The organism is Pseudoalteromonas sp. bablab_jr011, from assembly GCF_016464045.1.
In the GTDB taxonomy this organism is placed as follows: Bacteria; Pseudomonadota; Gammaproteobacteria; order Enterobacterales; family Alteromonadaceae; genus Pseudoalteromonas; species Pseudoalteromonas lipolytica.
In genome coordinates this window covers 1-20,525 of sequence record NZ_JACDWU010000192.1, presented here as the reverse complement: position 1 = coordinate 20,525, position 20,525 = coordinate 1, and the positions used below count along the sequence as shown (strand labels likewise).

The 20,525-nt window shown below is 40.9% G+C and carries 17 protein-coding genes; 10 read left to right on the top strand and 7 right to left on the bottom strand.

What is annotated here, in order from left to right; translation table 11 throughout:
* Positions 1-4: 4 nt before the first annotated feature.
* The 3 genes from ileS to murJ form a co-directional block, all read right to left on the bottom strand.
* The gene (gene ileS, locus JIG41_RS11275; RefSeq protein WP_036967036.1) at positions 5-2,830 is read right to left on the bottom strand and encodes an isoleucine--tRNA ligase; all 2,826 of its coding nucleotides are present in this window, start codon (positions 2,828-2,830) and stop codon (positions 5-7) included.
* A gap of 25 nt (positions 2,831-2,855) precedes the next feature.
* Positions 2,856-3,782: a bifunctional riboflavin kinase/FAD synthetase gene (gene ribF, locus JIG41_RS11270; protein ID WP_065978564.1), complete on the bottom strand. Its 927-nt coding sequence runs from the start codon at positions 3,780-3,782 to the stop codon at positions 2,856-2,858.
* Between the two features lie 73 nt (positions 3,783-3,855).
* Positions 3,856-5,394, bottom strand: a complete 1,539-nt coding sequence (gene murJ, locus JIG41_RS11265; protein WP_371915639.1) for a murein biosynthesis integral membrane protein MurJ — start codon at positions 5,392-5,394, stop codon at positions 3,856-3,858.
* A 285-nt stretch (positions 5,395-5,679) separates the two neighbouring features.
* Between murJ and rpsT the strand changes: the two genes are divergently transcribed.
* Positions 5,680-5,940, top strand: coding sequence for a 30S ribosomal protein S20 (rpsT, locus tag JIG41_RS11260; protein ID WP_036967030.1), 261 nt, complete (start codon positions 5,680-5,682; stop codon positions 5,938-5,940).
* A 63-nt stretch (positions 5,941-6,003) separates the two neighbouring features.
* Here rpsT and JIG41_RS11255 read toward each other — a convergent pair whose 3' ends face one another.
* Entirely contained in the window at positions 6,004-6,387 is a 384-nt protein-coding gene (locus JIG41_RS11255) for a response regulator (protein WP_036967027.1), read from the bottom strand.
* Positions 6,388-6,545: 158 nt separating this feature from the next.
* Here JIG41_RS11255 and JIG41_RS11250 point away from each other — a divergent pair, with 158 nt between their 5' ends.
* The 3 genes from JIG41_RS11250 (at position 6,546) to smrA (ending at position 8,065) form a co-directional block, all read left to right on the top strand.
* On the top strand, positions 6,546-6,989 hold the full coding sequence (locus tag JIG41_RS11250) for a hypothetical protein (RefSeq protein ID WP_199524751.1): 444 nt from the start codon (positions 6,546-6,548) through the stop codon (positions 6,987-6,989).
* A 100-nt stretch (positions 6,990-7,089) separates the two neighbouring features.
* Positions 7,090-7,335 carry a hypothetical protein gene (locus JIG41_RS11245; protein ID WP_036969134.1) on the top strand — a complete coding sequence of 82 codons (246 nt, stop codon included), beginning with the start codon at positions 7,090-7,092 and terminating at the stop codon, positions 7,333-7,335.
* Positions 7,336-7,483: 148 nt separating this feature from the next.
* Positions 7,484-8,065: a DNA endonuclease SmrA gene (smrA, locus tag JIG41_RS11240; RefSeq protein WP_036967020.1), complete on the top strand. Its 582-nt coding sequence runs from the start codon at positions 7,484-7,486 to the stop codon at positions 8,063-8,065.
* Between the two features lie 59 nt (positions 8,066-8,124).
* Here smrA and JIG41_RS23050 read toward each other — a convergent pair whose 3' ends face one another.
* The gene (locus JIG41_RS23050) at positions 8,125-8,259 is read right to left on the bottom strand and encodes a hypothetical protein (RefSeq protein ID WP_036967016.1); all 135 of its coding nucleotides are present in this window, start codon (positions 8,257-8,259) and stop codon (positions 8,125-8,127) included.
* A gap of 96 nt (positions 8,260-8,355) precedes the next feature.
* A complete protein-coding gene (locus JIG41_RS11235) occupies positions 8,356-9,276 on the bottom strand; it encodes a glyoxylate/hydroxypyruvate reductase A (RefSeq protein ID WP_199524750.1) in 921 nt (306 codons plus the stop codon).
* 115 nt (positions 9,277-9,391) lie between these two features.
* Between JIG41_RS11235 and JIG41_RS11230 the strand changes: the two genes are divergently transcribed.
* Entirely contained in the window at positions 9,392-11,107 is a 1,716-nt protein-coding gene (locus JIG41_RS11230) for a lysophospholipid acyltransferase family protein (protein WP_180310985.1), read from the top strand.
* Positions 11,108-11,151: 44 nt separating this feature from the next.
* Here the strand turns inward: JIG41_RS11230 and dapE are convergent, their stop codons facing one another.
* Positions 11,152-12,342 carry a succinyl-diaminopimelate desuccinylase gene (dapE, locus tag JIG41_RS11225; protein WP_180310986.1) on the bottom strand — a complete coding sequence of 397 codons (1,191 nt, stop codon included), beginning with the start codon at positions 12,340-12,342 and terminating at the stop codon, positions 11,152-11,154.
* 450 nt (positions 12,343-12,792) lie between these two features.
* Between dapE and JIG41_RS11220 the strand changes: the two genes are divergently transcribed.
* The 5 genes from JIG41_RS11220 to JIG41_RS11200 all read left to right on the top strand — a co-directional run bounded on the left by JIG41_RS11220 (position 12,793) and on the right by JIG41_RS11200 (position 20,434).
* Positions 12,793-13,446: an OmpW family protein gene (locus JIG41_RS11220; RefSeq protein WP_075593739.1), complete on the top strand. Its 654-nt coding sequence runs from the start codon at positions 12,793-12,795 to the stop codon at positions 13,444-13,446.
* A gap of 347 nt (positions 13,447-13,793) precedes the next feature.
* Entirely contained in the window at positions 13,794-15,011 is a 1,218-nt protein-coding gene (locus JIG41_RS11215; RefSeq protein WP_199524749.1) for a CapA family protein, read from the top strand.
* Between the two features lie 159 nt (positions 15,012-15,170).
* On the top strand, positions 15,171-15,995 hold the full coding sequence (locus JIG41_RS11210) for a hypothetical protein (RefSeq protein ID WP_199524748.1): 825 nt from the start codon (positions 15,171-15,173) through the stop codon (positions 15,993-15,995).
* 9 nt (positions 15,996-16,004) lie between these two features.
* Positions 16,005-17,927 (top strand): hypothetical protein, encoded by a 1,923-nt coding sequence (locus tag JIG41_RS11205; RefSeq protein ID WP_199524747.1) that lies wholly within the window; start codon positions 16,005-16,007, stop codon positions 17,925-17,927.
* Positions 17,927-20,434 (top strand): poly-gamma-glutamate biosynthesis protein PgsC/CapC, encoded by a 2,508-nt coding sequence (locus JIG41_RS11200; RefSeq protein WP_206770759.1) that lies wholly within the window; start codon positions 17,927-17,929, stop codon positions 20,432-20,434. Before JIG41_RS11205 ends, JIG41_RS11200 begins: the two co-directional genes overlap by 1 nt.
* The last annotated feature ends 91 nt before the right edge of the window (positions 20,435-20,525 follow it).

Genomic DNA, 20,525 nt, shown 5'->3' with positions numbered 1-20,525 from the left:
ACTCCTATGCGAACTGACGTTGTTCACCGTCGCCATCAACATTGCTAACACAACGGCCACAGATTTCAGGATGAGCAGGCTCAGCACCTACATCATCACAGTAATGCCAACAACGTTCACATTTTTCTGCCGTTGTTGCTGTAACGTTGATGAACAAGCCATCAATTTCAGTTGCTTGGCTACCTTGTGGTTGTTCAGTAACCGTTTCAACAGTGACACCAGAAGTTAATAATACAAAGCGTAATTCATCACCTAATGCGGCAAGTTTTGAACTTAACGCTTCAGTTGCATAAATACTGACATTTGCTTGTAAAGTCGCACCAATAATGTCTTCTTTACGCGCCGCTTCTAATACGCGGTTCACTTCATCACGTACATTTAGAATTGTGAGCCAATCATCGTTACTGAACTTACCTTGCGTAGAGGCTTTAAGGCCATCGTACCACACTGATGTGAATACAAATTTATCACGCTCGCCCGGTAATGCTTCCCAAATCTCTTGTGCAGTGAAGCTTAAGATTGGTGCCATCCAACGCGTCATTGCTTCTGCAATGTGATAAAGCGCTGTTTGACATGAGCGGCGTGCATGGCTATCGCTTTTCGCTGTGTATTGACGGTCTTTGATTACATCTAAATAGAATGAACCAAGCTCACCCGTACAGAAATTCATTAATTTTTGCGTTACAAGTAACATTTGGTACTTGTCGTAAGCAGCTAAAATTTCATCTTGTAATTCGGCAGCACGACCAACAATCCAGCGGTCTAGTTCAACCATATCGTCGATAGCAACGTGATCTGTTTTTGGATCAAAACCATTTAAGTTAGCAAGTAAGTAACGGCTCGTGTTACGGATACGACGGTAACGATCTGCCGAGCGCTTGAAGATTTCATCCGAAACCGTCATCTCTGCAGTAAAGTCTGTTGATGCAACCCATAGGCGTAAAATATCAGCACCTAGTTTGTTCATCACATTTTGTGGTGAAATAACGTTACCCAGTGACTTAGACATCTTACGGCCGTTTTCATCAACGGTGAAGCCGTGCGTTAACACTTGCTTGTAAGGTGCATGGCCATTAATTGCAACCGATGTCATCATTGACGACATAAACCAACCACGATGTTGGTCAGACCCTTCAAGGTAAAGATCTGCTGGGCCCGTCAAGTCTTCACGCGCATCAACAACACACGCGTGAGTCACACCTGAATCAAACCAAACATCTAAAGTATCTTGCACTTTCATGTACTGATCAGCGTCATCACCAAGTAATGTTGCAGGGTCTAAATCGTACCACGCTTGAATACCTGATTTTTCAACTAGCTTAGCCGCTTCTTCGATTAATGCTTGCGTATTCGGGTGTAACGCCCCTGTGTCTTTATCAACGAACAATGCAATAGGTACACCCCATGTACGCTGACGTGAAATACACCAATCAGGTCGGCCTTCAACCATGTTCGCAATGCGGCTTTCACCCCACTCAGGTAACCACTCTGTCTTTTTGATTTCATTCAATGAATCTTGACGAAGGTTCGCTTGATCCATGCTTACAAACCATTGTGGTGTAGCACGGAAGATGATTGGCGTTTTATGACGCCAGCAATGTGGGTAACTATGATTGAGTGCATGATGATGCAACAGCGCGTTATTTTCTGTTAATACATCAATAACACTCGCGTTGGCTTTAAATACATGTTGACCTGCAAACAGTGGCGTATCAGGTAAATAAACACCATTTGCACCCACCGGGTTTGCTACTTCTAAACCATATGCAAGACCAGCCGCGAAATCTTCTTGACCATGACCAGGTGCAGTGTGAACAACCCCCGTACCCGAATCTGTCGTTACGTGATCAGCAACAATCACAGGCACTGTGAAGTCATAAAAAGGGTGAGCAACGTGTAAGTTTTCTAAGGCAGCACCTTTAACATAACCCAGTACATGGTAATGATTGAAACCGTAACGATCCATCGCATCTTTAACGAGTTCAGAGCCTAAGATCAAACGCTGTTGCGCGCCCTCGTCATCAACTTGAACTAATGCATACTCAAGCTTTTCATGAACAGCCACTGCGCGGTTGGCAGGAAGTGTCCACGGTGTAGTTGTCCAGATAACAGTGCTTACAGCGCCTGTACCTTGATGACCATCGGCAAGTTCAAATGCGTTAATAACGGCATCTTGATCTGCAAACTCAAAGCGTACGTCGATAGCAGGTGATTGTTTGTCTTGGTATTCAACTTCTGCTTCAGCAAGCGCTGAACCACAATCTGTACACCAATGAACCGGTTTAGCACCTTTATGTAAATGACCATTTTTAATAATACGGCCTAATACACGGATTGCATTCGCTTCAAAGTCAAAGTTCATGGTCAGGTAAGGCTTGTCCCAATCACCAAATACCCCTAAGCGTTTAAAGTCTGTTTTTTGACCTTCAACTTGCTTTTTAGCATATTCGCGACATTTTTCACGAAACTCAGCCGCTGACACTTTAACGCCAGGCTTGCCAACTTTCTTTTCAACCATTAATTCAATAGGTAGACCATGGCAGTCCCAACCAGGCACATAAGGCGCATCAAAGTCAGACAAGGTTTTTGACTTAACAATAATGTCTTTAAGAATTTTGTTTACAGAGTGGCCTAAATGGATGTCACCGTTTGCATACGGAGGGCCGTCATGCAAAATGAAGGTTTTTTTACCTTTTTTAGCGCTGCGAATTTGACCATATAGATCGTCTTCATACCATGTTTTAAGCATAGTTGGTTCACGTTGTGCCAAATTGCCGCGCATTGGAAACGCTGTTTCCGGTAAATTCAAAGTATGTTTGTAGTCGCTCATTAATCCTACTTTCCGTATCGGCTACCTAATTTAAACCAAAACACTGCTTAGCGGCGGTTACATCATCTGCAATCTGCGCCGTCAGTTGTGTTAATGTCTCGAATTTTTTCTCATCGCGAAGCTTTTTTACAAGCTCCACATGCATAAATTGTCCGTAAATGTCCTGCGCAAAGTTAAAAAGGTGAACTTCTAATAATGCGCGTGTCCCGTTAAATGTGGGTTTGTTGCCAATATTTGCAACCCCAAACAGCTGTTCATTGCCAACGGTCGCTTTCACCGCAAATACGCCATTTACTGGGCATACTTGACGTTTCAAGGCAATATTTGCCGTTCTAAAACCAAGCTCACGGCCTTTTGCCCAACCGTGAATAACACGTCCAGAAATCGCATACCCATGACCCAGCATCGTTTTAGCCTCTTCTAATTGCCCTGCTGCTAGCGCATGGCGGATTAGTGTGCTACTTACTCTGTCATTAAGACGACGAAAGCTGGCCGTACTTTTAACATCTATATTCAGCGCTGCACCCATATTTTTTAGCAACGCAAAGTCACCACTGCGACGTTTTCCAAAACAAAAATCATCACCGACAGTGAGCGCTTTCACGCCGAGCTTATCAACCAAGACTTCGTTAACAAACTGCTCTGCTTCCATGTTAGCAAACTGCTGATTAAAACTAATACAAATTACGCGTTCAACACCCAGCTCTGCTAACAATCGAAGCTTATCACGCAAACGTGTCAATCGAGCGGGTGCGTTATCTTTAGCAAAAAACTCTTGTGGCTGAGGCTCAAATAACATAACAGTGCTGGGTAACTGATGTTTTTGCGCATCAAGTAGCAAGCCTTTAATCACTTCAGCATGGCCTAAATGCACACCATCAAAGTTCCCAATCGTTAACACGCAACCATAGTGTTGTGCGCGAATATTATGAATACCTCTAATTAACTCCATGCCACCTATTTGCCTTTGTCAGCACGCCCAAAACATGTTCATCGGGCTTGAAGCGCCGATTATAATCTTTTTTTTAGTTGGATTCAGTAGTTGCAACACTTTTTATCGTATTTAGTCGTATTCCTAAAATAAAGAGCACAACAAAGTATACCAATACAGCCAACACAAGCAGCCCTGCCAACAACATAACTTGTTCACTAAAGTGCCAGCTTCGCCATGCAAAGTGCTGACCTGCATACCATACCGCAGTCGCCATCAAAATACTCGAAAACAAACACTTAAATGTAAAACCGACGCTCATTGAAGAAAACTGATAAACCCCTTCTTTGCGTAACTGCCGATAAAGTAAAAACGCGTTACAGCTGGCCGACATAGACGTTGCTAAAGCTAACCCTAAATAACCAATAAAAGGCGCTAACATGATGTTAAATACCATGTTTAGAACCAAGGTTTTTATGCCTATTTTCACGGGGGTTTTAGTGTCTTGTCGCGAGTAAAAACCAGGCGCTAACACCTTGATTAACATAAAACTGACTAATCCTACCGAGTACGCCATCACGCCATAACTAACCGCTTGAACGTGATCAATTTCACCGTCTTGAAACGCACCATGGTCAAAAAGCACCGTGATGATCAACGGGCTTATCACCATTAAACCAAACATGGCTGGTAAACCTAAGAAAATAACAAATCGCACTCCCCAATCAAGCGTATGCTGAAAATCAAGTGTGCTTTTCGTACTATGTAATTTAGACAGTGCCGGTAAAATCACTGTTGCAATACCAATACCGAATAACCCAAGGGGGAACTCTATCAATCTGTCTGAATAGTAAAGCCAGGCAATGGAGCCTGTCATAAGCATTGAGGCAATCATGGTATCGAGCAATAAATTAATTTGACTAATCGATACACCAAACAAGGCCGGTAACATCAACTTTCGTACTTTCACGACATTTTCGTCTTGCCACCCCCATTTAGGTCGGCTCAACATGCCCGCTCGATACAAAAATGGCAGCTGAAAAATCAGTTGCACCAAGCCACCAATGAACACCCCTATTGCTAATGCATAAGCACCTACTGCAAATTTATCATGCAGAAAAATAGCACAGGCAATAATTGAAATATTCAATAATACAGGGGTAAATGCGGCCACGGCAAAGCGGTTATACACATTCATTACTGCGCCACTAAGAGCAACAAGACTCACAAAAAACAAGTACGGAAACGTGAGCTTTAATAACGCACTCGCTAATTCGAACTTAGCGGCATCCTCTCCCCCTTGCCACCAATCAATAAACCAGCCAGTACCAAATAAAGCAGCAATCACTGGCGAGGCAATCACACCAAATAAAGTGACGATCAGCAAAATTGTGCCCAAAGTGCCCGCAGCCTGCGCGACAAAGAGTCTAACCTTGTCGTCACCTTGCTGCTCTTTTATTTCAGACAATACGGGCACAAATGCCTGTGCAAATGCGCCTTCGGCAAATAGACGTCGTAAAAAGTTAGGGATTCTATTAGCAAATAAAAACACATCAGCTGCCGCACTTGCACCCAGCAAGTTAGCAACAACCGCATCGCGAACTAACCCTAAAATACGCGAAATCATCGTCATCGCACTGACAATCATCCCGGAACGAAATAATCCTTTTGCCACCTTAAACCTATTATCAAAAAACCTTTAAGATGGGCGATTATGCCTAAAATATCTCTAAAGCACTAGGCTCGGACACGACGCTTTGTTACAATGGCGATATTAACTGCTAAAGCGGCAAATTGATGTTCGTTATAAGGAGCAGTTTTTCTTGAGCTGTCAAAAATTCATTGACATTCATGATAAAAACAGGCATATTCCACGGCCTTTAAATTAAGCTTATTTTAAGATTGTTAGGAGCAAACCTTGGCTAACATCAAGTCTGCAAAAAAACGCGCTATCACGAGCGAAAAAAATCGTCAACATAACGCAAGCCGTCGTTCAATGATGCGCACTTACTTCAAAAAAGTAGTTGCTGCAATTGAAGCGGGCGACAAAGAAGCTGCACAAGCAGCATTTGCTGTTGCAACACCTATCCTAGACCGTTACGCAACTAAAGGTCTAATCCACAAAAACAAAGCAGCTCGTCATAAGAGCCGTTTAGCAGCTAAAATCAAAGCGCTATAATTTGTTTTTGAAAGATATAAAAAAACCGGCTTTTGCCGGTTTTTTTTTACCTGAAATTTGACGTTACACAATTTCCAGCTCTGGGTAGAACTTTTTCAACATTGCCGCAATTTTCTTCGGTGTAAACGGCTTAACAACAAACCCTTTAGCGCCTTTATCAATTGCATCTTTCACATTTTCAACTGTTGAATGGGCTGACACCATCACCACATTCGCCTCTGGTGAAATGTCGTTAATATGAGAAATAATTTCTTTACCATCGCCATCTGGCAATTCAATATCTAAAAAAATGATATTAAACTCTTTCTCTTTACATTCACTTAAACATTGCGCAGCCGTTGAAGCCTCACGCACGTCATCAATCCCCAAGTGCATGAGCGTTTGATTTAAAAAACTACGAACTGTTCCCACATCGTCAACGATAAGAATTGAAAGCTGCGTATCCATACTATTCCTCTTAAGCAATAAAGGTTCACACTAATTGAATGTAACTCTGTGACGCAATAAGACAATCAGTGTTATATGATCTGAATTTGACTATTATATCAAAAACTTCGTTATAATCTCATTATAGAGAGCTATGTATAAAAGGCCAGATAAGCTTTATGTCTAATAAAATAAAAAAACAATCGCTGTTAGGTAAAACACCAGCACGAAAAAAACCAACATCGACAACAAAACGACGACCTGCAAACCCGCAACGTGTCTCCCCCCAAACGGTGCAGCAGGCAGGCGCCTCCGAACCGGTTAAAAAAAGTGCAAACCGTTGGTATGCAATTGCCACTGTTGTATTAATTATGCTAATTACGCCCAAGCCCGTTCTCATTACCTATGAAAAACTGGGGATGGTATCTCAAAGCGTGTATTGGCCAGGTGTTTTTGGCTACGGAGCAAACCTCTTTGACTCAACCCTTATACCCCGCGCAGACCTTAGCCGTAATGTGATTTACTTATGCCAAGATAAACGCGACCCTGCGAGTTGCCAAAAATACCGTGTAACAGAGCAAAGCGGTTTTTTTGCGGCAATGAAAAAGCTAATAATGGATTAAAAAATCTAATCTGAAAATAAAAAATTACTTGGTTGAAAGCTGTGTAAAAGATCACCATAATGGCGCTCCTTTTTCAACACAGACACTATTAGATACGACCATGCTAAACGAGCTAGATTGGCTTTTAAACTTTACGTTACTTGCACTAGGATTAGGTGCTTTTTTTATTAATCAGTTAACCTTATTGCGTTTTGCTGCTATTAGCGCGTGTAGTTTATTATTTTTATCGTTTAGTTTAGATCTGATGTCATCAAGTGTGATCTCAAATATGAGCTTAGTGTTGATCAACACATTTTATTTATTCAAGGTCTACACTTTTGGCCAATTGAATATTAATCAAGGTTAATCTTCTCCCAAGATTATTTGATAGAGCACTTTAACGCTTCTATCATCCTTTACGCCCAAACATCGCTATGTTTGGGCTTTTTTTTACTTACAATATGACTGAACTGAGATACCATATATTCCGTATAAAGATATTTTAGAGGTGCCTTATGTCATTAAACGACTTCGACTTATTTCTCTCTTCTATGGAAGATGTAAAGCCTCTCAAGCACGATACTGTAAAACTCGATACCACCAAGCAAGGCCCTTCTCTGTCACAACAAGAAAAACGTAAAGCCGCTGAGTCTGATCTCGCAATCGATGAAAACTACCTTCGCAGTGAGTTCGTTGAATTACTTGATCCACACGCAGTTTTAGCGTTCAAGAAAGATGGCGTTCAAGCCCAAGTTTATAAAAATCTTCGCTTAGCGAAATATCAGCTTGATGCAACCCTAGATTTGCATGGGCAGGCACTCCAACATGCCCGTAGCACCTTATTCAATTTTATTAATGATTGTCACCTGCGCAATATTCGCGTGGTGTTAATTCGCCATGGAATTGGTATTAAAAATAAATCAAAACCGGGTATCTTAAAAAGCTACACCAATAAGTGGCTACAAGAAATACCCGCTGTACTTGCGTTTCACAGCGCACTTAAGCAGCATGGTGGCAACGGTGCTACCTATGTAATGATCAAAAAGTCAGATGAGAAAAAGCACGAGAATAGAGAGCGCCATTCTAAGAGAAGTTAATAACATAATTTAGATGTAATCAGGTGCAACGCTCACTTTGCGAAGCACCTCTTAAAACGTTATGATTGACTTTGTACAATTTCTGGTACGTCAACACCTGCAGCATTGGCTTGATTAAACCATGCAGATATACCTAATACGATTACAGACACCACCACTAAGCTAAGTTTTGCCCCACCTTGATTAGATTTCATAACACCTCTTATTATTATTGTTGGTTTATTGTCCACCAACAGCATAGCAAAGTTACAGATGTTAACAAGCTGTTTAATAAAATAATTTATTAGATGTCAATAACCTTTTGTTCTATCAACCAGATTTACTAGCTTTTCCCCATTTAGCAACCTTTTTACATTACCTGCAATTTGTTCAGTTACCGTGTTTATATCCGATAAAGCAGCACAATGAGGAGTGAGTGTAATTTTATCATGAGACCAAAATGGGTGCCCTTCAGGTAAAGGCTCTTCAGCGAACACATCAAGCGTTGCGCCACGTAAGGAATTGTTATCTAAAGCCGCCAGCAAATCGGCGTCAACAACATGCTTACCACGGGCAACATTAATGAGCACCGCATGATTTTGCAGCTTACTTAATAATGCAGCATCAATAATGCCTGTAGTATGTTGATTAAGAGGCAACAAACACACCAAGTAGTCAACCTGTTTTAGCATTGTATTCAAGCCATTTTCTGTATGGTAACAAGTAACCTGTTGTTCTTGTTTTTCGCTATTTGACCATGCACTTACCGTAAAACCATTCGCCACCAAACGTTTGGCACATGCCTTTCCAAGCTCACCATAGCCTAAAATACCCACATGCTGATGTGCATAGGCTCGTTTGGGTTTCCATGCTCCTTGTGATTGTTTTAAAAAATATTCTTTCAATCTTAATTTTTGCGCTAATACATGGGTCAACACATATTCAGCCATATCGCTGGCAAGGGTCTCGTCGACAATACGTACCACAGGAACAGAGGGGGCAATCGCCGTTAAGTCAATGCTGTCTACGCCTGCACCAAACGACGACACAGCTTTTAAATTAGGGAGTTTAGCCCATAAGTCTGCAGGCGCATTCCACGCCAATACAAATTCAACGGCGCTATAATCTGTACATTCTGACCACAACTGTACTTCCACTTCGGGTAATAAAGTACGTAATCGTTCAATTAATTGACTGCAATCTCGGCCAGTGATTGCCACAAGTAAAATCATTTTGTTCTCCGCTTATCGTTAGCGCTCTTTAAAAAGTCACACAACTGCAACTTAACTGTCACAGCGAGCTTTTACCCTACTTATATCGCTAGATGCGTTTAAGATTGAGGTGTGTATGATCAGTGTTGATAAAGTAATAGAAGCAAATTTACCACAGTTAGAAAATTCACCAAAAGTAAAAGGGTTGGTAAAAAAGGGGCTAGGCTATTTATTACATGAACAAGAGTTTGTTGCCTTTGGCGATGCCTACCCTCACTTACAGGGGCTCGAGTTTGTTGAGCAAGTACTCGATGAACTTGACTTTGATACACGTTACAAACCAAAACAAATGGAACACATCCCCAGTGAGGGTCATGTTGTTATTGTTGCGAACCATCCAATTGGCTCGCTCGATGCATTAGCATTAATCAAAGTGCTATCCAGCATTAGACCCGACCTTAAAGTCGTTGCTAACCGCATGCTGATGTCAATCACGCCAATGCACTCATTGTTATTACCCGTCGACAACTTATCGGGGACAAGTAAAAAGAAAGAGCTGGCCAATATTCAACAGCATTTAAAATCAGAAGGCGCATTATTAATATTTCCGGCTGGTGAAGTGTCACGACTAAGCCCTACAGGTATCAAAGATTGTAAGTGGAACAGCGGCTTTTTACGCATGGCAAAAAAAGCCAACGCGCCGATCTTGCCAATTTATATTAAAGCCAAAAACAGCCCACTATTTTATGGCACTTCGATGATCTACAAACCATTAGCAAGCTTGTTATTGGTCAAAGAAATGTTTAAACAACGACAAAAATCGTTAGAGTTTGAAATTGGTGCATCAATACCGCCTGAGTCATATTTAATTGAGAATTTAAAAGATAAAGAAATTGCGCAATTAATCAGAAAGCAGCTTTATCGCCTGATCACTAAAAAGCCATTACCTTTAAAAACACAAACGCCAATCGCAAGCCCAGAGGCCACTAAGGATTTAAAGAAAGCCATTGAACAGTGCGAACTGCTCGGTGAAACATCAGACGGAATGAAAATTTATCTTTATCAATATAGCGGTAGCTCTCCGATTTTTCGTGAACTCGGTCGTTTACGCGAAATAGCCTTTCGTGCTGTCGGTGAAGGCAGTGGTAAGCGACGTGATATTGATAAATACGATATGGATTATCAGCACCTCGTACTGTGGGATGCAAAACAACTGGAACTAGTTGGTGCATATCGTCTTGCGTGTGCAAAAGATATTATAGAAAAACATGGCCAAAAGGGACTGTATACCGATAGCTTATTTAGTTACAGCGACGAAATGGCGCCATATTTCGCACAAGGTATTGAGCTGGGTCGCAGTTTTGTACAGCCCAAATATTGGGGCAGAAAAAGCCTCGATTACTTATGGTTTGGTATTGGCGCATTTGTAAATAGGTACCCGCAATATCGCTATTTATTTGGTGCTGTTAGTGTATCAAATGCCTTACCCGAACAAGCAAAATCTTTACTCGTTCATTACTATCAGCATTATTACGGTGCGCAGCGAACATTAGCGATACCCAACAATGAATTTCGTCATACTGAACAACAGCGTGAACAATGTACTCAGTTATTTTCAGGGAATGATATTAAAGAGGATTTTGTAGAGCTGAAGCATATTCTGGCTAATATTGGCGCTCAAGTCCCCACTTTGTTTAAACAATATACCGAATTATGCGAACCCGGCGGCGTACAATTTCTCAGCTTTAGTATCGATCCTGAGTTTAATAATTGTATCGATGGTCTTGTACTGGTTGATCTTAATAAAGTAAAGGCCAGTAAAGCTAAACGCTATTTGGGCGAGTCTCGCTAAAACACACAGTGGATATCGGCCAATCGGCCGATTATCTATGCTTTTTAGGTGTTAACATTGCTAAAGATATTAACCAACAGCTCGCTGTAAATTTTTTCAATGAGTAGTAAGTCGGCCACAGGAACATGTTCATTCACCTGATGAATAGTGTGGTTTCGCACACCACATTCAATTACTTGCGTATGCTCACTCGCAAAAAAACGGCCATCTGATGTACCACCGTGAGTGCTTAAGACTGGAAATGTGCCAGTTACTTGATGTATCGCCTGCTCAACCTGTTTGAGCAAACAGCCGCCTGATTTATGGGGGGTGTAATAAGACTCACATGGGCGCTCCCACTGCACCTGTAGGTGCTGCGAAAGATCAGCTAAGGCAGCCTGAATTTCATTTTTTATATCGGTACTTTTATAGCCATGGCTGTAACGTACATTAAACGTTAATTCACACTGTGCAGGCACAAGATTATCGACCACATTGGCAATATTAATACCGGTTACTTGTAATGTCGTTTCTGAGCTTGGTTCATCTTTAAACCAGTTAATGGCGATGAGTCGCTTTACGACCTCTGCGCTAATATGTGCCGCATTCACGGTGTTCTCAGGATAAGCAACATGCCCCGCTTTCCCTTTTATAAATAAACGTGCAGAGAGCGCTCCGCGGCGACCATTTTTAATCGTATCACCAACATGCAAATGACTGGTTGGCTCACCCACGAGACACCCATCTAGTATGACGCCTTGTTGAGCCAGTTTCTGTGCAATTAAAAGAGAACCATACTCGGCTTCGCCTTCTTCATCTGAGGTGATCAACCAATAAAAGGTTCCTCGCACGTTTTTGCGTTGTTGCAGCAGCGCCTGTGTTGCACATAACATGGCAGCTACACCGCCTTTCATATCTGCGGCGCCGCGTCCATACACAGCGCCATCAACAATGTCACCCGAAAACGCATCAACTTTCCAATCACCCTGTGCAGCAGGAACAACATCAATATGCCCTGAGAAAGCCACTACGGGTCCATCACCAAATGAGACTTTAGCGATTAGATTCGTTACTTGATTATCGCTAAACACATCACACTCAAAACCAACCGTGGTTAATTTTTTTGCTAACCAATCAATCGCTCCTGCTTGTGCGGGTGTGACAGATTTAAATCGAATTAAGGTTTGTAAAACATCAACCACCTCATCATAGGCAGATAAATGTTGCTCAACGTGTGAATTTAGTACGCAGTTCATAATAACCCTAGCCACTGAGATAAGTAAGGGTATTACAGCGCGCTTTTATTACCGCAATGTGAAAGTGAAAGTAATGACTGTTCGCCATGCATTATCGTCATTTGCATTCATTAATAAGCCTGCTTTGCACAGCACGTTACTGTTGCGAAAACCATGATGAATAATGCCCCTCTCTGCCAAGGAAGGGCACAGTTGCAGGCCCTTTTTTAGTAATAATTAAGATGTACTAAATACAAATAAACAATAAAAAAGAGCGACTCTAGAGGTTCAAAAAACCGATAAGAGTCAATTACTTTTTTTCTGTTCTTGGTTAAAAACTTAATCTAAATCAAAAAAAAGCTTCACTTCGTTCAAACATTTTTGAAACTTTGATCTAGAACAGGTTTTAGCTGTGTCGACTCGGTAATAATAGCCTCAACTAAACAAGACAAGTAGTTCGTGGAGAACAGCATGAAAACTAAATTAAGCATTGCATTACTGACTTCATTATTAGCACTCTCTCCTGTTGCAAACGCTAACTTAAGCGTCAACGTCGGTGCGATTAATGTTAACCCTGATAACGACAGTTCAAAAATCAACGAAGCACCTACTTTAGGTTTACGTGGTGATGACAATACACAAGTGGGTATCACTATCGATTACGCATTTAATGATAATTGGGTACTTGAGTTAGTTGCAGCAACCCCATTTAGTCATGATGTTCAAGGCACGGGTGGCTTAGCAGGCAACAAGATTGCTGACATTAAACAATTACCACCGTCGTTGATCGCGCAATATCACTTTTTAGATTCAACTTACAAATTCCGTCCATTTGTGGGTGTCGGTATCAACTATACAACGTTCTTTGATGAGCAGGCTTCAGCAGCGTTAAAAGCAACGCTGGGTACAAACGATGTAGAAGTAAAATTAGATGATTCATTTGGTTTTGCAGCACAAGCTGGTTTCAACTACATGATGAATGAAAACTGGGGTCTACACGGTATGGTCGCATTAATCGATATCGATACTGATGCAACCGTGTATGCAGATGGCGCAAAAGCACTCACATCAACGGTAGAAATCGATCCAGTTGTTACTATGCTAGGTGTTAAATACAAATTCTAACTTTCATTTTGTGAAAGCCCATACGCACAAAAAGGCCGCAAAGGCCTTTTTTATTGTCTTTTTATTCCTTTCTTCACAGCGCTAGTTGTATAAAATTAAAAGTAAAAATCTGCGAAGTATTAAATTTAAACTACACTTAACACTCGGTGCACAAACAAAGCACTAAAATTACAATTTTGGGTGTAAAAGTAGATGGCATGTTGCATTTATGAGGACAATATCTGAATTTTCAGAGTCAATGTTTGGTTGTTCCAATCTGTTAACGTCGATAGAATGCGTCCGCAGTAAATATTGCCCTAAAGAAATGTAAATAAAGTAAAAACGAGGATCATTTGTTTAAAGTAGTCGTGAATTTTTTGCTTTTATTTGTTTGTCTTGGTTTAGTGGCATGCAAAGTAAAAGATCCAAATGAGGATAAACCTCAACAACAAAAGCAAGATGTGATCGACGCACGTGAATCACTTTTAACAGGCCATGCTAGTGTTTCGCTGACTGTCGTTAATGACGACTTAACTCCCTTAAGTAACATTCCGCTGACTATTGCAGAGCAACAATATACGACTGACAATAATGGTCAGGTATTTATTGATAAGCTGAGTTACGGTAATCATGCCATTACAATTCAACAGAATAGTTACTTTACCAAAGTAGGTATTCTTGTAAATCACCCAAACTCGACAACCACACAAATCAAACTCCATGCCAAACCTGCAACGAGTAAAAGCCTGGTATTTGGGGGTGATTCAATGTTTGGACGTCGTTACTTAGACCCGAGTCTCGCAACAATGGGCACCACAATCCCCAATGTGAGTGACGCACTCATTCGTCCAGCGACAGCCGCAGCTGATAGCATCGCAATTACTAAAGATATTGCTTCCCTGTTTAAATACGCAGATTTTGCTTCAGTCAATTTAGAGTCACCGATTACCAGTAACCCTGCTGTCGTTCATCCGACCAAAGAATTTAGCTTTTTTTCGTTACCTGATTCGTTACAAGGCTTAACAGAAATTGGGATTGATTACGTGGGACTTGGTAATAATCATATCTACGATTATTTACAAACAGGTTTAGAAGACACACTACTTGAAATATCAAACACAGGGCTGCTGTTTAGTGGTGCAGGTCTTGATGAATTTGCTGCATTCAGCCCTATTACAGCTCAGCTCGACACATTCAACTTAGTACTCTTTGCCGCTACAACAGTTACCGGAAAAGAACACGAACTTACTTACGTCACCGATGCAATGAAAGGCGGTGCCGCAGATTTAACAAATGCAGAGTACGTGCAAGAAACGCTTGAAAAAATACACCCAAGTAATTTTGTTATTGCGCAAATACATGGTGGTGAGGAATACACTTATTCTCCTTCGCGCTTTATTTCAAGTCACTTAGTTGATTTATCAACGCAAAATACCGACTTACTCATTGCACACCATCCTCATGTAGCACAAGGTTTTGCAGTATATAATAATGTGCCTGCCATTTTAGGGTTAGGTAACCTCGTGTTTGATCAAGCTCGCCTCGATACATTATTAGGGGTAACGGTGATGGTCGAACTAGACTAACAAACTCAAACCGTTCAGCGTGCATTTGCCTACCCTATTTTTATTGAAGATTACAAACCACGTTTTACAACGGGCTTTTTAAGTCACTATTTATTAAGGCGCCTAGCCGAATTTTCAGACGATAATATTACGCTTATCCCCCGCGATAATTATGCTGAGGTGTACTTTAAAAAAGCACACGCAACCAAACGCAATCACAAGGTCAGCGTTGAAGTAAATTCACAGACTCCTATCCTTGATTTACGTGAGTATGCTCCCTCTTCTGCCGCCTATCTATCGGCAATAGAAGTCACCAATGGCACTTTAAATGAGCTTACTTTTGGGCGAGATTTAATGATTTTTGGGGACTTTGAAGATTGGGATAACGACAGCGATGCATTTGAAATTAGCCGCTGGGATCATAGCAGTAATAGCGTTTTACCGTGCACTGAAAACCCGCACAATGGCATTCAAGCTTTATGCTCAACACGCGATGAGTTTGATAATACCCCCTCAATCATTCCCTTCAGACACACAATGAGTGTGATGAAACTAACTGATGAAAATTTTCAACCAATGCTTAGCAAGCAGTTTTCTTTATTTGGCTACATTCAATCTGAAAACGGCGGCAAGCTAGAAAGCTTACTCACCTATACCACAGAGGTAGATGATCTGGCTTTTTCACAACATCAGGTCTTAATTAGTGAAGGTGGTGACAGAGCATGGCAATCCTTTAGTCACGATTTCACATTACCATCTGATGAATTTACATTAGATCAAAAAAAACAACCACCTCGGGGTGTAAAACTACAATTTAGGCACTATGCTCCTAATAAGGGAGAGGCCATGACTCGCTTTGATGATATTGCGATGATTTCATGGCAAAAAAGTGTTGCACTGCAAAACAGTCAGTGGAACACAGATAAAATGCACGGATATGACTTTTTAAAAGTCTCTGTAAATGATACAGCAAGCTTAACACTCACTTTTACTTCACTTGATTAAGGAAGAAGCGTGGCTGTCGCTCAACGATTATTGTTATTAAAGAATCACCATATTTTTTGGCTTACGCTTGGCTTGTTTGCTTTAGTGGTGATAAATAATGTTTTGAATCTTTTTCAAGCTAGCAATGCTTATTTCTATCAAAAGTTAGCATCGTTTGGTGAAACACAGCACACCAATATCGTACTTATAACAAGTAAGAACTTGGCTAAAAACCATTCAGAACTTATTGAAAAAATAACTGAATATAACCCCAAGGCCGTTATCGTTTTATCAAACCAAAATATAACACCTTCAATTACCAACCGTGTTTATTATCCTATAACGCAAAGCGAATACTGTGTACCACGTGTTGAAATGTGGTCAAGTTACCACATGCGAATCCCAGCCAATGATAAAGAGTCTCTGTGTAATAGCATCTGGCAAACTGTTTTTGGCTATGAAGGTCAGCAACCTCGGCTAATTGATTTTAAATTAGCGGTCAGTGCTCTCCCTAAATTCAGTGCTGAGCGGGTTTTAAGCTCTGATGTTATGAGTGAACAATTAAAGAATAAAGTCATTATTGTTGGCCAAACAAGTTCTGCGTTTAATGTAAATATTCATGCTCCTAAGTTAACGGGATTGAACGATCCTCTCCTGCTTATGGCCTATGCCGCAGACAGTATCGAAAAAACAACCTCGGTGATAGAGCTTAAACCTAGTTATAGCGCCCTCATTGAACTTGCTCTGGTAATTAGCCTGCTGTTTAGCTTTCAAAAACTGGCTGTTATTTACTCATTTGTCATTGCCTTGGCAAGTTGCCTTTTCTGGGTCGTGGTCAGTTACCTTGGTATCGTGTTTACTGCTGTTTATATCCCTGTTGGCCAATACATTATTGTTATCTTTTCGACCCTTTTTTCGGCTTTGATTGTACGAAAACTATCTGAAGATAAAGCGCTAACGGGGGTTGTAAATAATATCCAACAGAAAATGATGGGCCGTTTTTTTCCGCAAACCTTTATTGAGCAAGCCTCTCCATGGGATCCAATAATTCAACTAATAAGCCAGCAATTAGATCTCGAAAAATCAATTTTTTTGGCGAGAAAAGAAGATGATCATCGCATTGTTGAAATAAGAGCGATCAATTGCGAACTCGACAATATCCAAGAAATGCGCCGTGACTACAAACGTTCCCCGTACAGTGACGCATTAAAAGCACTGGGTATTGTAAAGATTAGCCGACCTTTTTTTAAAAATGTGCTCAACACCGAAATAGAGTTTATGGTCCCCCTCGTATACGCGGGTGATGTTCGGGGTTTTTGGGCTTTATCGGTTATTCCAAATGAGACTTTTGATCGACACGCCTTTGAGAAAAATGTGAACAAATTTGCAGCACAAGTCGCTGAACTGCTCTTTCATTATCATATCTATAAAACAACTCAGGCGAAGAATCAGAACTTACTCAATAGACTTGTCTCGTTCAGACTGCATGAACCAATCGATCAGCAAGTTAAACGTTCGCTCAATGACATGGAGCAAAAGTTAACAACCTTAGAGTTGGTGTTTAATCATACACGCTGCGCAACAGTTCTCTTTAACCTGTTCGGTCAAGTCGTACAAACAAATGCAGCGTTAGAACACTTTGCTAAACAACATCAGCTTACCATTTTTGAAATGACAGCCTTAGATTTGTTATGTCATAGCTGCGCCCTTGATAGCGAAGTAGCCAAAGGTAAATTGCGCTATGTCACATTAAATAAGGCGGATATTCATTTACCGGCAGTCCTTAATAATCAACATTATGTTTTAAATATAAAAGCGATTCATACCGATGGATCGCAAACCGCTTCGGGTGAACCATTTCAAGTATCGGGTATTTTATTTGAATTTCTCGATACCTTTGAGAATGAGCCACAACTCGACGACGGTTTTGATGAAACCCTGAGTGAGCAATAATGGACTTTGTCTTAGCTCTCTTTCCTGCAGGCAGTGGCCTTGGACAGTCAGTTATTACCACCGTGTGGGTGGGTACGGCCGTTGTTTGTCTATTGAACTTACGTTTTGGTTTCCCATTAACGGGGCTTGTGGTGCCAGGTTATATCGTGCCTTTGCTCATCATCAGTCCCACATCTGCCGTCGTTATCATTATTGAAGCAATCGTTGTTTATGGCTTAATGCGATTTAGCGCCCATTACATAATGGAAAAATGTGGTTATGGCGAGATGTTTGGTCGTGACCGGTTTTTTGCCATTATATTGCTGAGTATTTTAGTACGTGTTTGTATGGACACGTTAGTGTGGCCTCCCGTTGCCAATCAATTAAGTCAGTGGGATATTACCCTAGACTACGCGTCACAACTGTACTCTTTGGGTCTTGTGATTATTGCTTTAACAGCGAATGTAATGTGGAATGGCGGCTTCAAATACGGTCTAAAAGTCACCTTTATTCAACTTGTGATCACCTTTGTGCTCGTTCGCTTCGTACTGATGCCGTTTACTAATTTCAGTATTGCTAATTTAGGTATTATGTACGAAGCCGTTGCGGCATCCATTATTGCCGCTCCCAAGGCCTATATTATTTTAGTGATCACGGCCTTTATTGCCTCAAGAGCAAACATAAAATACGGCTGGGAATTTAACGGAATAATGCTACCCGCCTTATTAGCACTTCAGTTAACTCAACCCAGTAAACTGTTGACCTCTTTCGCTGAAACAGCGGTCATTTTAGTGTTAGGCGGCTCGTTAATTCACTTTACTCGCCTTAAGCACGCCAATATTGAAGGCGCTCGATTACTGCTATTCTTCTTCACTATTGGCTTCGTGTATAAACTTATTCTCAACTACATTGTGGTGTGGTATTTCCCCGCTATAAAGGTCACCGATACGTTTGCATTTGGTTATATGCTTGCCACCTTACTTGCACTCAAAATTTACCAAAAAAACGCATTAGGGCTGGTGATCAGGGCAACGTTTCAAACTTCAGTCGTTGGGGGGGCATTTGCCATTTTGGTTGGTTTTATTGTGATGCTTGTTCCGTCAATGCTGTCAAAACACACTGAGACTTCAGACATTCAAAGTCACCACGTATTCACCCTTGACCAGCAAATCAGCCGTTACAAAAGTTATTTATATACCGCACAGTCAAACAAAGTCACCGTGAGTAGCTATAAAGCAAATCAAGCTGTCACTGATTTTAAATATGGGGTTTACCAAGTTAATCAGGCGATTAAAGATAATCAATCGATAGCCAGTCTTAACGCGCTGTTTAACCCGATAGGATTCAGACTTGAAAGTGATGAAGACTATATTTATATAATAGACACGTTTGAAGATCAGCAGCGCGGTCTTTTCGTATTAAATAAAAATCCGCAATCAGCGCCTTTATTGATCACCGTACCATTTCCTATCACCGAAAGTTTAGCAAGTGATTCAGCAGGGCTTATATTTCAGCACCTCAAAAGCAAAGCGCTGGTTTATGGTACCGCAAAGACACCACAACAAACGTTAGCACAAGAGAATCAACAAAGTCCTTTCTATCAAGCATTTATTACAGCACTTAACGCTGATGAAGTATTGCAGGTACGTGAGTCTAACCACTTTACTAAAGTCTCTTTAACTGATTCTCCAGCAAAATCACAGAGCCAATATTGGATTTATAATCAACTTCCTGCATCAATAAGCCAACGAGAAATTCACCAATTTATGGGGTCTGAAGAAACGTTCTTTGGTAGCGCAACAGTAAATAGTCTACCCACCTCACAATTTTCGGGCTCCTTGCTTGAGGTGTTTTTAGATAGCGACAACTACGCGAGTATATTAGCCAATGCTTATCGCGATAATAAACGCTACAGCACACTTCAGTTTAATAAATTAGAACGAGACATTAACCAAATCATTGATGATTTTTCTGTGCATATCAGTGAAAAAGGCAGTTTTAAATATCAACTGCTGTCTAAAAACCAGGTGGCCCTTTGGGAGTTCGAAATACTCAAACCACTGTATAAATTAATTGCACAGATAGGAAATAATCCTCTCAATGAGAATAACCTAAATCAGTTAAAACAAATTAATGGCACTGCTGAGTTACTTAACTACCAATTACAACACGTCCAGACAATGAGCGGCCGCTATTTACTATTGAGCCCTCAGGACAAAAACCAAGCGTATCAGCAAGGTCAGGGCTTATATATCTTTAAGTTAAGTGAACATGAGTCTATCACTCTCAGTGTTCCCCGCCCTTTATTTGAAAGTAATACATTGGCTGTTGCCAGCGAGTTGTTCAGCCGAACCAATGCAGCTTACTTAGCAATTGCGGGTGCTCATCCGTATGCACATCCAAAAGCGAATGTATTAGCCGTCGATAATGTAGAGTCGTTATTTAATATCGTTCATCAAAGCTACTTACGCTTTAATGAAATGACATATATGGACGCTCCCTTGAAGTCAAGACGAGCTAATGTATAAACATCAAAATTGATGCCTTTATTTTATTATCATGTATCTCATATCACAGTAATGATGCGTCACAAGCTTGCTGAAAAGCAAAGGTACTGAC

Coding starts and splice junctions, on each gene's coding strand:
- ileS (WP_036967036.1), bottom strand. CDS start 2,830: ATGAGCGACTACAAACATACTTTGAATTTACCGGAAACAGCGTTTCCA.
- ribF (WP_065978564.1), bottom strand. CDS start 3,782: ATGGAGTTAATTAGAGGTATTCATAATATTCGCGCACAACACTATGGT.
- murJ (WP_371915639.1), bottom strand. CDS start 5,394: ATGACGATGATTTCGCGTATTTTAGGGTTAGTTCGCGATGCGGTTGTT.
- JIG41_RS11255 (WP_036967027.1), bottom strand. CDS start 6,387: ATGGATACGCAGCTTTCAATTCTTATCGTTGACGATGTGGGAACAGTT.
- JIG41_RS11250 (WP_199524751.1), top strand. CDS start 6,546: ATGTCTAATAAAATAAAAAAACAATCGCTGTTAGGTAAAACACCAGCA.
- JIG41_RS11245 (WP_036969134.1), top strand. CDS start 7,090: ATGCTAAACGAGCTAGATTGGCTTTTAAACTTTACGTTACTTGCACTA.
- smrA (WP_036967020.1), top strand. CDS start 7,484: ATGTCATTAAACGACTTCGACTTATTTCTCTCTTCTATGGAAGATGTA.
- JIG41_RS23050 (WP_036967016.1), bottom strand. CDS start 8,259: ATGAAATCTAATCAAGGTGGGGCAAAACTTAGCTTAGTGGTGGTGTCT.
- JIG41_RS11235 (WP_199524750.1), bottom strand. CDS start 9,276: ATGATTTTACTTGTGGCAATCACTGGCCGAGATTGCAGTCAATTAATT.
- JIG41_RS11230 (WP_180310985.1), top strand. CDS start 9,392: ATGATCAGTGTTGATAAAGTAATAGAAGCAAATTTACCACAGTTAGAA.
- dapE (WP_180310986.1), bottom strand. CDS start 12,342: ATGAACTGCGTACTAAATTCACACGTTGAGCAACATTTATCTGCCTAT.
- JIG41_RS11220 (WP_075593739.1), top strand. CDS start 12,793: ATGAAAACTAAATTAAGCATTGCATTACTGACTTCATTATTAGCACTC.
- JIG41_RS11200 (WP_206770759.1), top strand. CDS start 17,927: ATGGACTTTGTCTTAGCTCTCTTTCCTGCAGGCAGTGGCCTTGGACAG.